Here is a 13,378-nt window from a genome sequence, read left to right on the forward strand (position 1 = left end):
CGGAGTGTGATGACATCGTCACCGTACAGCACTGATTCCATCTCCCGCCACGGGTGCGGGACTTCACGCCTCTGCCGAGGCCCGGAGGGCAGCGACCCCGGTCAGGCCTGCCAGAGGGCGCCGTGTCGGTGCTTCGGCGGGGGGATGTCGATTGCGTCTGCGGATTCGAGGGCGAGTGCACTGGTGGGAGTGTTCAGCAGGCGTCGGAGGATGCCTGTCTGGGCGCGGAGGCGTTGGCGGGATCGGCGTTCTTCCAGAGTGGAGGCGCGGGAGATGCCTCGGTCGCGGTTGTGGCGGGGGAAGCGGTAGACGTCGACCCGGCGGCGGATGATCTGCGGGACGGGCCTGCGGGCCTGGAACGTTGCCTCGGTGAGGCTTCGGGTGCTGTACCGGAGGTCGCCCAGGGTCACCGAATGCCAGGGGAGGTTCGGGCCGTCGGCGTAGGTCATTGTGGCCCGCGAAGGTGGGACGTGGTGCGCGGTGCGTGTCACGGGGCTCCGTCTGCGGCAGCCGGCGGGGAATTCTGGTCGGCCGTGTGAAGCCCGTGGGGCCTGTCGCGCGGCTGTGTGTCGCCTGAGACCTGAGCAACCCTAGTCGCGGGCCGGCGCCTGGGACAGGGGTTTCTGCCCCAGGGCCTCCGGTCGGCCGGCGCCTCCGTGGCCGACCTGGTGGGGGTCTCTCGACTTGACTTGGCGCTACATATCGCGAAAACTAGATGCATCACTTCGGAGAGGCGAACCAATGGACCCCCTGGCCGTGCACAAGGCGCTCGCCAATCCCGCGCGGCTGCAGTTCATGCAGTGGCTGAGGGAGCCGGAGAAGTTCTTCGACGAGGACTCCTACCGGCAGCAGGGGCTCGGATTCCACATCGGGGTGTGTGTCGGTGACATCCAGAAGCGGGCCGGGCTGGCGCAGTCGGTGGTCTCGGGGTATCTGCAGACGCTGAAGGACGCGGGGCTGCTCGTCTCGGAGCGCATCGGCAAGTGGACGTACTACCGGCGCAACGAGCCGGTGATCGCCGAGTTCGCCGCGTACGTTCGTGACGAGTTGTAGGCCGCGCGATCCCCTTCCGGCTCGGGCCGTGACTGCCCGGTGCGGGAAGGGGGCACGAGGAATGCCCCCAGGTCTTCCCTCCCGGGTCTGTCGGCGCGGCCGGGTGGGCTGACATTCTGGGCGGGCGGTGTTGTGCCGTGTCCCTGCCGATGCGCTCCCCCGCCACCGCCCGCACCTTGTAACGCTGTCGACGAGAACTGCCGGAAGGAGCGAACTTGCGAGCCCGTGTCTCGGCCTCGGACATCGAGAGCCGGAAGAACGAAAGCCGGAAGTCCGAGAGCCGGAAGGACGAGCTGTCCGCTCGGGAAGGCGCATCCGCGGCGCCGTCGATGCGCGTCGACGGTGCGCAGGCTCCGTCGCTCTCCCCTCTGCAGCGGAGCGTCGGCAACGCGGTCGTCCTGCGGATGCTCCGGCAGCGGGAGGGGCAGGGGCAGGAGGGCGAGGCGTCCGTCCAGCGCTCCTCGGTCCATGATGTTCTGCGCAGGCCCGGCAGGCCCTTGGACGGGGCGGTGCGGCAGGAGATGGAGAGCCGGCTCGGGGCCGACTTCGGCGACGTACGTGTGCACACGGACAGCGCCGCCCGCGCGTCCGCCGCGGAGGTGGGCGCCCATGCGTACACCTCGGGCAGTCACATCGTGCTCGGTGCCGGCGGTGGCGATCGGCACACCCTGGCCCACGAGCTGACCCATGTGATCCAGCAGCGCCAGGGGCCGGTCCCGGGCACCGACAACGGGGCCGGGCTCCGGATCTCCGACCCCGGTGATCGCTTCGAGCGCGAGGCCGAAGCGAACGCCTCCCGTGCGCTCGCGGGGCCGGTGCAGTCCGTCGAGCATGCCTCGGAACAGCCGGCGGGCAGGGCACACGTCGGCGGTGACGCCGAGTTGCAGCGTCGCATCGTGAAGATCAAGGAAGGCACTCCGGGCACAGCCGAAACGGCCCTGTTCGAGGGCTTCTTCGGCGCCGTGGACAGGGCGGTGGAGTGGGCCTACAACTACGTCACCACCGCCCCGCAGCTGGGTCCGCTCAGCGACTACGACGGCTACACGAAGCGTTGGGTCGAGGTCTGGCAGGACTTCCATGCCAACGGCCGGAGCGGGGGCATCTCCAAGGAGTTCGGTTACGCGATCGAATCCGTCGCCCAGGCCCGACTGGAAGGCGCCGGACAGCCCACGCTCCCCGCGGGGACGTACTTCGCCACGCAGGTGACGTTCGGCTCCACCCGGCCGGACTACGTCCTGTACTCCCAGGGCAACCCCATCGGGGCCGTGGACATCACCGCCACCGCCAGCGAGGGCCACGTCCTGAACAAGACCAGCTGGGACGCCCTGTTCCCGCAGTTCGGCGAGTCCGTCTACCTGTCGCTCGACCCCACCGTCATCGCCGGAATGAAACTGGCCAACGGCAATGCCGCGCCCCTCACACAGCAGCAGGCCGACCAGCTGAAGCAGCAGGCCGCGGCGAACCGCGCCATGTGGGAGGGGAACTGGCAGCAGATGGGCGTCTCCTTCAAGGAGGACATGCAGCGCGCGGGAATCGTGAACGCTGCGGGCCGGGTGAAGGGCGGCGGCGACGCGGTCGTCCGCGAGGAGCAGCGCCGCAACGCCGTCTTCACCTGGATGATGGAGAAGCTGGGCGTCGACGCGGCCACCGCGCAGAGCAACGCCACGGTCATGCTGCTCAAGTTCAACCCGAGTTGGCCCGACTCGTTCTCCTGCAACTACTCCACCGGGAGTGTGTCCCGGGGCGAGGCGTTCCTGACCTCGGTGTTCCCGAGGTGGCAACAGAGCCAGGGGAATTGACGACGTACGGACTGACCGACCGACCGACCGCCCATTGATCACGGCCTCTGTGTTGCGTCACGTGTCCATCGATACGTGACGCCTGGCCGAGGGCTGGGCCCGGCCGGGTGCCCCATCCCCACGATGCACCCCATCCCCACGATGCACCCCATCCCCACGATGCGATGCATCTACTTTTCTAGATTTATTGAAAGGTTCTGATCGTTCCGATGAGAAAGACCCCCCTCACCGTCCTCGTACTCGCCCTCGGCGTGTTCGGGATCATCACCACCGAGATGGGCATGGTCGGTGTGCTCCCGCAGGTGTCGGCCGAGCTCGGCGTCACCCCGTCCACCGCCGGCTGGCTCGTCGGGGTGTTCGCCCTGGTCATCGCGGTGTCCGGGCCGTTCACCACGCTGCTCGCCTCCGGCATCGACCGCAAGAAGGTGCTCGCCGCCGCGATCGCGGTGTTCGCCGTCTCCAACGCCGTCTACGCGCTCACCACCCAGTACGAGGTGATGCTCGCCTTCCGTATCGTCCCGGCCCTCTTCCATCCCGTGTTCTTCGCGGTCGCGCTCGCCACCTCCGCGCGGCTGGTACCGGAAAAGGACGCGACCCGGGCCACGACGACCGTGTTCGCCGGTGTCACCGTCGGCTTCGCGTTCGGTGTGCCGTTGACCTCGTACCTCGCCGAACATCTGTCCCTGTCGTCGGCCTTCTGGTTCGGAGCGCTCGTCAACCTGATCGCCTTCCTCGGCATTCTGCGGTTCGTGCCGTCGATGCCGGCCGGGCAAGGCGGGCGGACCTCGTACGGTGCGCAGTTGAGCGTTCTCAAGCGGCCCCGGATGTGGCTGACCATCGTGTCGGTCGTGCTCATCTTCGCGGCGATGTTCTCGGTCTACGGCTACTTCGCGGAGTACCTGGGTCAGGTCACGCACATGGGCGGCACGTGGGTCAGCGCCATGCTGATGGCGTTCGGCATCGTGATGATCCTCGGGAACTTCGCCTTCGGCAGCCTGCTGCGACGCAGCGTCATCCGCACCGTGGTCGCCTACCCGGTCCTGTGCCTGCTGGTCTACGTCCTCCTCTACGCGGTCGGCCCGCTGTTCGCCCCGATGGTTCCGGCGGTCCTGGTCTGGGGCGCCGTGCATTCCGGCGGCCTCATCGTGAGCCAGAGCTGGATGGGGCGTGACGCGAGCGATGCGCCCGAGTTCGGCAACAGCCTCTTCATCTCGTTCTCCAACCTCGGCATCACCGTGGGCACCGGAGTCGGAGGGTGGGTCCTGGCAACGCACGGTGCCCGTCAACTGCCTTGGGCCGGAGCCGGGTTCGCGATCGCCGCGTTGCTCGTCATGGGCTTGCGGCTGAGACTGGAGCGCGGCGGGGAGCCGCGTGCGGCGAAGGCCGACCGGTCGGAGCCTGCTGATGCCGCGAGTGCCGGGGAGGTCCGGGCCTGAACGGCCGGGCCGCAGTCGGGCCCGAAGGGACCGACTGGACCGAACTGGCCGAACTGGCCGAACTGGCCGAGCTGACCGAGCTGACCGAACGTCCCCCGACTCCTCGCCCGGAGTCGGGGGACGCGTCCGTTCCCGTTCCTTGTGTGCGGTGAAGTCGGGCGGAGGATGCGATTGCCGCGCGGTGGCGGATGCCGCCAAACGAGTGCCTCCCACGCCATCTGCTGGGCACGGGGCCAGGACTTTCGGGAGACTGACGGCCAGTGCGCTGATGCCCCTTGAACAGTTCGTATCGAGAGGCGATTTCCGGCCACAACACAACACCCCTTACCCTGCGATACATCGGTCACCAACGGTCGGCCGGGACAGAAGGGCGACAACATGACCTCCGAGACCAGCACCTTGGTCACCATCGATGCCACAACTACCCTGCTGGAGGCGGAACTTCCCCGACTTGAGCAGCACCAGCAGAGCCTTGAGAAGGAACTCGCGACCGTCACCGAGCGCCTGGAGTCGGTGCGTGCCGCGCTGACCGCACTGCGCGCCCTGTCGGCCTCCCCTGCCACCGCCCCCGCCGTGAGTGCCGACGCGGCCGAGGACGTCAAGGCCGAGGACGACGAGAGCGCGGCTGCCGCCGAAGCCGGAGCGGCGAGCGTTCCCGCTGCCCGGATTCCGCAGCAGGCGCAGGATTCCGTGGACTCCGTCGTCCAGGCGGAGGCCCCGCAGGACCCGCAGGAGAAGGCGGCGACCACCCCCGCGCGCCGCACCGCCCGCAAGGCGTCCGCCGCACCCAAGGGCCGCAAGCAGGCCGCAGCCAAGCCGAGGGCTCAGCGCGGCCAGGCCAAGAAGGCCGTCGCCAAGGCCGTCGCCAAGCCCGTCGAGGAGGTCAAGGACGCCAAGGGCGGCAAGGGCGCCGAGGACGCGGAGGCCGCCGCACCCGCCAAGGCGACCAAGGCGACCCGGACGGTCAAGGACACCAAGTCCGCCGCACCGGCCAAGGAAGCCAAGACGACCAAGGCCGCCAAGCCCGCGAAGGCCAGCGCGCCGAAGAAGGCCGCGACCGCCGCGACCGCCGCAGCCGCCCCGGCCGCGTCGACCCCCGCACCGGCCGTCGACGACAGCGGCAGCCTCACCGAGCTGACCATGAAGGTGCTCGCCGAGGCCGGCAACAAGCCGGTCCGCGCCCGTGACGTGACGAAGGCCCTGGGGCGCGAGCTCACCCCCAACGGCATCAACACCGTTCGCAGCACCCTGGACCGGCTCGTCGCCACCTCCCGGGCCCACCGCGCCGGCCGGGGCCTCTACCAGGCCCCCGCGAACTGACCTCCGTACAAGAGGAGTTCGCTGGATGCCCGGTACCGCCACCCCGGCGGCACCGGGCATCCCGGCGTTGTGGACCGTGAGGCGGCAGCGACGGCGAGGGCGGATATCCGTTCGATGCGGCGGCGCATCCGCCCATAGGTTGCGCGCATGCCTTCATCACTGCGACTCGAAAAGGTCACGGCGGACAACGTCGAGGCCGCCTGCCGACTGAAAGTACGCCCCGACCAGGACGGACTCGTGAAGCCGGTCGCCTGGTCACTCGCCCAGGCCTACGCGACACCCGATACCGCCTGGCCCCGGCTGATCTTCGACGGAGAGCAGCTCGTCGGCTTCGTCATGGCCTTCTTCGACATCCGGTTCTACCCGGACGACCCGAACGCCAACAGGCCGCGCTCCGGACTCTGGCGACTGAACATCGCCGCCGGCCAACAGAGCCGGGGATACGGCCGTTTCGCCGTGGAAGCGGTGTGCGAGGAGATCCGGCGGCGGGGGCAGACACGTGCGACCGTGACCTGGGTTCCCGGTGAGCACGGGCCCGAACAGTTCTACTTCAAGCTCGGGTTCCGGCTGACCGGGGAGACGAGCGGGGACCAGGTCGTCGGTGAGCTGGAGCTCGGCGACGCGTAGTGCTGCGATGCGTGGCGATGCGATGCGTGGCGCTGCGATGCGCCGTGCTGTGGCCGGAAATGATCAGTGGAGGTGGTGGGCCGCGCTCCGTCACACGATGTGAGCTGCGATGATCCGCGCACACTCGATGGGCTCGCTCCGCGTCGTGTCCACTTCCAGGTCGTAGGTCACGCCCCGGTGGACCGACTCCGCCTGTGCTGCCGCCATGCCGGATACGCGATCGCCCCGCGCGATCTCACGGGCAGCGGCGACGGCGCTCCCGCACCGGACTCCGACCCACAGCGCTCCGAGTCCGCCGAGCGCCTTCTGCCACCGCTGCTGGGACTCCGCGCCGCCGAGGAACACCTCGTCCACGATGATCCCGGCGCCGGCCCGGGCCATCGCGGTGACGCCCTCGATCCATGCCGTCTCCAACGTACGGAACCCGGTGCCGACGGCCACCGCGCCGTCCGGGGCGAACTCGATGCCCGCGTCCGACTCACTCATGGACGCGGGCATCGCCTCGATCAGTGTGTCGACCCCGAACGTCAGCCATGGATCCGGCAACACCGTCTGAAGACACCGGGCGATGCTGGACTTCCCGGAGCTGGAGCCGCCGTTGAGCACGATCATCTGTGTCTTCACCGAGCCACAGTAGAACCTGGCAGCGTGGGCAGTCGGGCACCTCGGTCAACACAGTGGGACCGGTACATGACCCGCATGGCCGTCGGCAGAACCGATTCAGCAGCTCACGTCCGGGTGACGGGACCCCATGTGGGGTCGTAATCGCAGGTCAACGGCTCAGACTTGGGCCGTTTCCGACCCTCCGCACAAGGAGTTCCCCCCATGCGTCTTCGTTCCACCGTTGCTGCCGCCTTCGGCGCGCTCGCGCTGCTCGTCGCCGTGCCGACCTCGGCCGGCGCGGCCACCGGGGACTTCTCGTACACGTACACCGGTCTCGACGGCTCGCCGCAGGTGGGCTTCCTCTTCGACCCGCCGAGCCGGATGTGCATCACGCTGCCCGAGGTCGCCGACCCCAACTCGTCGTACCCCGCCCACACCCCGCAGAACTTCACCGACTCCAGCGCGACCGTCTTCACCGGTCCCGACTGCGAGGGCGACCACTTCACCCTCCGGCCCAACGGTGGCCACGCCAGCAGTCGGCTGAAGCTCCGCTCGGTCGTCTTCAGCTGATCCCGCCGCACCACAACCGCGTACTTCACGCGACCACCACCCCGGTACGAGCCGCCCCGCGCCCGTGCCGGGGTGGTGTCGTACCGGGGCAGGGTGGGGTGAGGTCGTGTCGGGGCCGTGTACGGGGGCGGGGTATGGGAATGGTGTCCGGACTTCGGACGTTGAGCGGGTATGCCGACACCACCCGTGATCCTTCTGCTGTCCGGAAGCCTGCGCAGCGGTTCTTCCAACGAGACCGTGCTGCGCACCGCGCAGGCCGTGGCTCCCTCGGAGGTACGGACCGTTCTCTACGGCGGCCTCGCGGCGCTCCCGCACTTCAACCCCGACGACGACACGGATCCGTTGCCGGGTCCGGTGGCGGAGCTGCGTGCGGCCATCGACGGGGCGGATGCCGTCCTGGTCTGCACGCCGGAGTACGCGGGGACCTTGCCGGGGGCGTTCAAGAACCTGCTGGACTGGACGGTAGGCGGCACCGAGATCTGCGACAAGCCGACCGCCTGGGTGAACGCCGCGGCACCCGGGCGCGGCCAGGGCGCTGAGGCCACGCTGCGTACGGTGCTGGGCTACACCGGCGCGGACATCGTGGAGCCTGCCTGCGTACGGATCTCCGTGGGCCGCGACGCGGTCGGGCCGGACGGGGTCATCACCGATCCGGGCGCCCGCGAGCAGCTGGGGCAGGTGCTCGGGCTGCTGACGGGGCGCGCCGCGGAGGTCGAGCGGGGGTAGGCGGGCCGGTTCCGGGACCGCCCCACCGTCCCCGCGCCGTCATCCCCTCGCCACCATCCGCGCGCCGTCATCCCCGCGGCGTCGTTCCCGCGCCGCTTGCCCCGCCCGGCGCCCGGCTGCCTCCCGCCCCCTCCGTCCTCGTCCCGTTGTCCCGTTCTCAGCTCGTCAGTGTGTTTCGCAGTGCATCGGCGAAGCCCTTCGGGTCACCCAGGAAACCGGCGTGGTCGCCCGGGAACTCGACCGGGCGGGTGCCGAGCAGTTCCGCCAGGACGGTGGACGTCCGGTACGTGATCAGGCCCTGCGACTCGGCGCCGACGCCGACCAGGACCCGGGTCGGTGCGGCCGTCAGAGCGGCGATGTCGGGTACGTAGCGGGCGGTGCCCCGAAGGTCGTGGCCGAAGAAGCGGGCGCCGTTGGCGAGGTCCTGTTCCGTGGGCTCGCCGAACGGCCCGTCGGGGGCACTCTCGCCGCTTTCCGCGCCTTCCGCGCTCTCTCCGTCCTCGGTCACGAATCCGGCGACGGCCATGAACTTCATCCATGCCGCGCCCTGGCCCTCCTCGTGGAAGGCCTTGATGATCTCCTCGGTCATGGCGCGCTGTTCGGCCGCGTCGGGAAGGATCTCCATGATGGGCGGCTCGTGCGCGACCAGCGTCCGTACCCGGTCGGGGTGGCGGGCGACGAGTGCCAGCCCGGTCACCGCGCCGCCGCTGCTCCCGAACACATCGGCCGAATCGGCCCCGAGCGCGTCCAGGATCGCTGCCACGTCGTCCGCCCGCCGGTCGGGAAGGGTGTCCTCGTCGGGGTCGTCGAGGGTGCTGCCGGAAATTCCCCTCGGGTCGTGGGTGACGACGGTGTGGTCGCTCGCGAGCGCGTCCGCCAGCGGTGCGAATGCCTCGGCCTCCATGGGTGACCCCATGACCAGCAGGAGCGGTCCCGCGCCGCGTACCTCGTAGTGCAGGTGCGCGCCGGGAACTCGGAGGGTGTGGGTGGCGGGCATGCCGGTGGTCCTTCCTCGGTCGGCGCCCCGCGGTCAAGGCGCCGTTGTGGTGACAGTGGTAGGACTCCGGCCGCCGGGGAAACTCATCGCCCGCCCCGCTGTCCGCCCGGGGCACGACGATCGGGCAGGCGCTGACAGAATGGGTGAAATGGCAGCACACTCCGCACCCCCGCCCGATGCCCGGCCTCCCGAGCCCTGGCCGGACGGCGCGCGCCTTCACCCCGACCTCCTCGCCGCGAAGGCGCTCGTCTACGACCCGAGCGGGCTCGTGTGCTCGCGGCCGGTGCCCGAGGCCGAGAGCGCCGAGTACGGGGCGCACGGGTTCACCGTGGACGGCTCCGCCGTCAGGTTCCGGGTGGCCCGGACCACCCCGACCAAGGTCGGCCAGTTCGTGACGGTGTGGAAGCGGTCCGCCGACGGTGGGCCGATCCGGCCCTACGACTCCGGGGATCCCGTCGACCTCTTCGTCATCAGCACCCGCGACACCGGTGACGGCGTCGGCGACGACAGCGGTGGCACCGGCGGTTCCGGCGGTTCCGGGCAGTTCGTGTTTCCGCGGGCCGTGCTCCGCGAGCGGGACATCGTGTCGACGGACGGCGTCGGCGGGAAGCGCGGGTTCCGTGTCTATCCGCCGTGGGTGACGACGACCAACCGCCAGGCCGGCCGTACGCAGAAGTGGCAGGTGGAGTACTTCCTGCCGGTCCCGGACGGCGAGCCGGCCGACCCGGACCGGTGCCGGGCGCTCTACCGTCCGTGACGTTGCCGGGCGGTCAGCGGTAGTCCTCCGGGTGGCCCTGCATCCAGGTGTTGATGCGGTCGCGGGTGCCGATCAGTTCGGAGCGGTGCTTCCCCAGGTTGTCCGTGGAGGTGTCGCCGTTCAGCGTTTTGCGCAGGGCGGCGATCTCGGCGATCGGCTGCTTGAAGTGGCCGGGGCCCTGGGCGTCCGCCTTCATGGCCTTGTCCAGGCGGACCAGTTCGTCGTGGACCCGGCCGAGGAAGTAGGCGCAGTTCGGCGACCCCGGGGTGCAGTTGTCGTTCAGTGTGGCCTGGAGTCCCGCGAAGGCGTCGCGTACGGCCTCCGGTCTGTTGCGCGCCGCCTCGGCCGCCTCGGACGCCTCCGCCTCCGCACTGGCCTCGTCTGCGGCGTCCTGCGCCGCGACGGCCTCGTCGGCGGCCTTGGACGCGGCTGCGGCGTTCACCGACGGCGCCACGTAGGGAACGTCGTCGCCCAGTCCCTGTGAAGTCCCGGCGTCCGAGCAGCCCACCAGGAACGCGCCGAGAACCACCGCCGTGACCACGTCCGTTGCCACGCCGCGCGCACCTGTACGGATGGAACGGATGGACATGAGGCCCCCCTCGTCCGGTTGGCCCAGACCATACATGTCCGGCGAGCCCGCCCACCAGGATGGAACACATGGAACACAACGGGCCCGCGTCAACCGTCGTTCAGGGACTGCCGATCAGCGACTGCACCGCGGGCGCGTACAGATCCGCGATGTGTTCGGTGGTGGCGTCCGCGCCGGCGCCTTCGCGGTGGAGGCTGAGGGTGACGCCGAGGCCGAGGAGGTGGCCGGCGATCAGTTCGGCGCGCAGGGCGCGTTCGCGGCCGGGGAGGCGGGCGGTCAGTGCGTCGGTGACCTGCTCGTGGAAGCGGTCGCGCAGCAGGGAGCGTTCGTCCTGGTTGCCCAGTGAGAAGACGACGCGCAGCAGCGGGTCCGCCTGCAGTTCGCGGCGGTGGTTCACCAGTGTCACCACCATGTGGCGGCCCAGGGCTCCGAGCGGAGCGTCGAAGAGTTCGGCGGCGGCGGGGCCGAAGTCGGCGACGGTGTTGAAGAGTTCTTCCTTGCGGCCGAAGTGCTTGACCACCAGGGACGGGCTCACGCCGGCGTCGGCCGCGATCCCCCTGATGGTGACCTCGGCGTACGGGCGCTGTGTGAACGCCCGGCGGGCGGCGCGCAGGATCGCGTACTTGCCGCTGCCCGGATCGGCGGCGGACCGGGCCGAGGCCGAAGACGAGCCCGCGGCCGGAGAAGAGCCCGCGGCCGAGGCCGGAGAAGGGCCCGGGCCCGGGCCCGGGGCCGAGGCCGGAGAAGAGCCCGGTGCGGTGGCCTGGCCGCTGATCATGCGCCCTCCTGGATCGGCATCGTCCGCACACCGTCCTTCCGGTCGCCCGGGACGTCGCGGTTCCCTCCGACCGTACCCGCCCCGGCGGTCCTGCCCGCCTCCGTGGTCCCGCCCGTCTCGCCCGTCCCGCCCGTCTCGCCCTTCGCTCCCGTCACGGGGGTACGGCCGCCCGGCAGGCACAGGGTGACCAGCAGCGCCGCCAGTGCCGCGCCCGCCGCGATCAGGAAGACCAGCTGGTACGCGTGGAGCGTCGGGGCCGTTCTGCCACCCACCCGGAACGTGATGTTGGCGAGGACCGCCGCCACCGTCGCGCTGCAGAACGCCTGCCCGATCGACCGCATCAGTGTGTTGAGGCCGTTGGCCGCGCCGGTCTCGCTCACCGGAACGCCGCGCATGACCAGCGCCGGGAGTGCCGAGTACGCGATGGCCGTGCCCGAGGCGACGACCGTCGCGCCCGCGATGATCAGCCAGAGGTTGTGGCTGGTGAAGTACCGCACCACGTAGCCGGAGCCGATCACCCCGGCCGCCAGCGCCAGGCTGACCTTCGGGCCGTACTTCGCGGAGATCCGCGCCGAGACCGGCGAGAGCACGACCATCATCACGCCGCCCGGCAGCAGACAGAGACCGCTGACGACGAGCGAGGCGCCCAGCCCGTAGCCCGTCTCCTTCGGCTCCTGCACCATCTGCGCGGTGACCAGGGAGTTCGCGTAGAAGGCGAAGCCGATCAGCAGGGCGGCGACATTGGTGAGCAGGACCGCGGGGCGGGCCGAGATCCGCAGGTCGACCATGGGCGAGACCACCCGGAGCTCGTACGCGCCCCAGATCAGCGCCACGACGACGGCCGCCGCCAGCAGACCGACCGTCCGGGCCGAGGTCCAGCCCCAGTCGGCGCCCTGGGTGACCGCGAGCAGCAGACAGACCAGGGCCCCGGACAGCCCCAGCGCGCCGAGGGCGTCGAAGCGGCCACGGGTGCGCACCGGCGACTCCGGTACGCACCACAGCACCAGCACGATGTCGATGACGCCGATCGCACCCGAGACCCAGAACATGGTGTGCCAGTCGAAGTTCTCCACGACGAGGGCGGCGACCGGCAGCCCGATCGCCGCGCCGATGCCGAGCGTCGAACTCATCAGCGCCACGGCGGACAGCACTCGCTCGGGCGGGAGTTCGTCGCGCAGGATGCTGATGCCCAGCGGCAGGACGGCGAGCGCCGCACCCTGGAGGGCGCGGCCGGTGATCAGTACGCCGATGTGCGAACTGACCGCGCACAGCACCGAACCCACCACCAGCACCAGCAGCGAGGCGACGAGCACCCGGCGCTTGCCGTACATGTCGCCGACCCGGCCCAGGACAGGTGTGAAGACGGCGCCGGTGAGCAGCGTGACGGTGACCAGCCAGCTCGCGGCGGCCGGGGTCGCGCCGGTGAGGGCCGGGATGTGTGGGAGCAGCGGGACGACGATCGTCTGCATCACCGCGACCACGACACCGCAGAACGCCAGCACACCGACGGCGAAGCGGGGATGCGGCGCCCCGGCGGCGGTGGTGGTGGTCGGGGCGGGTATGTCCGCTGGCATGGCTCTCCGTACGGTGCTCGGCTGCTGGGGCGTCGTGCGAGGGCGGCGTGCGGGAGGGGGCGCGACGGTGCGCCGGGCGGGCGGCTCAGGGCAGGAAACGGAGGTGCACGCGTGTTCACCCCCAGGGTAAACGCTTGTGCACCCCCTCGGCGACCGGAATCCCGGGACTCGCGTTAGCCTCGGAGACCCGGGCTCAGGGCCCGGACTACACGGACGAGAAGGCGAAGGTGGCTGCGATGGCGAAGGTTCCGGCAGCGGCGGTGGCGGCGAGCGGGCTGGTCGGCGGGTACGCCGTCGCGCGGTGGACCAGGAAGCGGCCGCTGGGCGGGGTCGCCCTCGCCGCCGCGGGCACTGTCGCCGCGTACGAGTGGAACCGGCAGGCCGGCCCGCGCGCGGCCGTCGGGCTGACCACGGCGTACGTCGCCGCGTTCGCCGGTTCGCACCCGCTGGCCAAGAAGGTCGGCGCCTGGCCCGCCGTCTTCGCCGTGGCGGGCAGCATGGCCGCCGCGTCGTGGGCGGTCACCCGCCGGGCCGCCTGAGAGCCTGGCA

At 70.6% G+C, this 13,378-nt stretch carries 15 protein-coding genes; 9 read left to right on the forward strand and 6 right to left on the reverse strand.

The window, feature by feature from the left end:
- Window positions 1–101: 101 nt before the first annotated feature.
- Entirely contained in the window at window positions 102–449 is a 348-nt protein-coding gene (locus ABZ622_RS17595; RefSeq protein ID WP_360544013.1) for a hypothetical protein, read from the reverse strand.
- A 292-nt stretch (window positions 450–741) separates the two neighbouring features.
- On the opposite strand from ABZ622_RS17595, the gene ABZ622_RS17600 reads away from it, so the two are divergent.
- The 5 genes from ABZ622_RS17600 (at window position 742) to ABZ622_RS17620 (ending at window position 6,235) form a co-directional block, all read left to right on the forward strand.
- The gene (locus tag ABZ622_RS17600) at window positions 742–1,053 is read left to right on the forward strand and encodes a metalloregulator ArsR/SmtB family transcription factor (protein WP_124723327.1); all 312 of its coding nucleotides are present in this window, start codon (window positions 742–744) and stop codon (window positions 1,051–1,053) included.
- 329 nt (window positions 1,054–1,382) lie between these two features.
- A complete protein-coding gene (locus tag ABZ622_RS17605; protein ID WP_360544275.1) occupies window positions 1,383–2,852 on the forward strand; it encodes a DUF4157 domain-containing protein in 1,470 nt (489 codons plus the stop codon).
- Between the two features lie 209 nt (window positions 2,853–3,061).
- A complete protein-coding gene (locus ABZ622_RS17610) occupies window positions 3,062–4,288 on the forward strand; it encodes an MFS transporter (protein ID WP_360544016.1) in 1,227 nt (408 codons plus the stop codon).
- A gap of 378 nt (window positions 4,289–4,666) precedes the next feature.
- Window positions 4,667–5,608, forward strand: coding sequence for a hypothetical protein (locus tag ABZ622_RS17615; protein ID WP_360544018.1), 942 nt, complete (start codon window positions 4,667–4,669; stop codon window positions 5,606–5,608).
- Between the two features lie 147 nt (window positions 5,609–5,755).
- Window positions 5,756–6,235, forward strand: a complete 480-nt coding sequence (locus ABZ622_RS17620; RefSeq protein WP_360544020.1) for a GNAT family N-acetyltransferase — start codon at window positions 5,756–5,758, stop codon at window positions 6,233–6,235.
- Between the two features lie 90 nt (window positions 6,236–6,325).
- Here the strand turns inward: ABZ622_RS17620 and cpt are convergent, their stop codons facing one another.
- Window positions 6,326–6,847, reverse strand: a complete 522-nt coding sequence (gene cpt / locus ABZ622_RS17625) for a chloramphenicol phosphotransferase CPT (RefSeq protein WP_360544277.1) — start codon at window positions 6,845–6,847, stop codon at window positions 6,326–6,328.
- Between the two features lie 213 nt (window positions 6,848–7,060).
- Here cpt and ABZ622_RS17630 point away from each other — a divergent pair, with 213 nt between their 5' ends.
- Window positions 7,061–7,408, forward strand: coding sequence for a hypothetical protein (locus ABZ622_RS17630; protein ID WP_360544022.1), 348 nt, complete (start codon window positions 7,061–7,063; stop codon window positions 7,406–7,408).
- 171 nt (window positions 7,409–7,579) lie between these two features.
- A complete protein-coding gene (locus ABZ622_RS17635; protein WP_360544024.1) occupies window positions 7,580–8,134 on the forward strand; it encodes an NADPH-dependent FMN reductase in 555 nt (184 codons plus the stop codon).
- 157 nt (window positions 8,135–8,291) lie between these two features.
- Here ABZ622_RS17635 and ABZ622_RS17640 read toward each other — a convergent pair whose 3' ends face one another.
- Window positions 8,292–9,131 (reverse strand): alpha/beta hydrolase, encoded by an 840-nt coding sequence (locus ABZ622_RS17640; protein ID WP_360544026.1) that lies wholly within the window; start codon window positions 9,129–9,131, stop codon window positions 8,292–8,294.
- 148 nt (window positions 9,132–9,279) lie between these two features.
- On the opposite strand from ABZ622_RS17640, the gene ABZ622_RS17645 reads away from it, so the two are divergent.
- Entirely contained in the window at window positions 9,280–9,888 is a 609-nt protein-coding gene (locus tag ABZ622_RS17645; protein ID WP_360544028.1) for a MepB family protein, read from the forward strand.
- A 13-nt stretch (window positions 9,889–9,901) separates the two neighbouring features.
- Here ABZ622_RS17645 and ABZ622_RS17650 read toward each other — a convergent pair whose 3' ends face one another.
- The 3 genes from ABZ622_RS17650 to ABZ622_RS17660 all read right to left on the reverse strand — a co-directional run bounded on the left by ABZ622_RS17650 (window position 9,902) and on the right by ABZ622_RS17660 (window position 12,829).
- The gene (locus tag ABZ622_RS17650) at window positions 9,902–10,477 is read right to left on the reverse strand and encodes a hypothetical protein (protein ID WP_360544030.1); all 576 of its coding nucleotides are present in this window, start codon (window positions 10,475–10,477) and stop codon (window positions 9,902–9,904) included.
- Between the two features lie 100 nt (window positions 10,478–10,577).
- Window positions 10,578–11,255, reverse strand: a complete 678-nt coding sequence (locus ABZ622_RS17655) for a TetR family transcriptional regulator (protein ID WP_360544032.1) — start codon at window positions 11,253–11,255, stop codon at window positions 10,578–10,580.
- Complete coding sequence (locus tag ABZ622_RS17660) at window positions 11,252–12,829, reverse strand: MFS transporter (RefSeq protein WP_360544034.1); 1,578 nt, start codon at window positions 12,827–12,829, stop codon at window positions 11,252–11,254. The genes ABZ622_RS17655 and ABZ622_RS17660 overlap by 4 nt, the downstream gene beginning before the upstream one ends.
- Before the next feature lie 236 nt (window positions 12,830–13,065).
- On the opposite strand from ABZ622_RS17660, the gene ABZ622_RS17665 reads away from it, so the two are divergent.
- A complete protein-coding gene (locus tag ABZ622_RS17665) occupies window positions 13,066–13,368 on the forward strand; it encodes a hypothetical protein (RefSeq protein ID WP_259935065.1) in 303 nt (100 codons plus the stop codon).
- The last annotated feature ends 10 nt before the right edge of the window (window positions 13,369–13,378 follow it).

It is taken from the genome of Streptomyces sp. NPDC007164, from assembly GCF_040634135.1.
GTDB classification, from domain to species: Bacteria; Actinomycetota; Actinomycetes; order Streptomycetales; family Streptomycetaceae; genus Streptomyces; species Streptomyces sanglieri.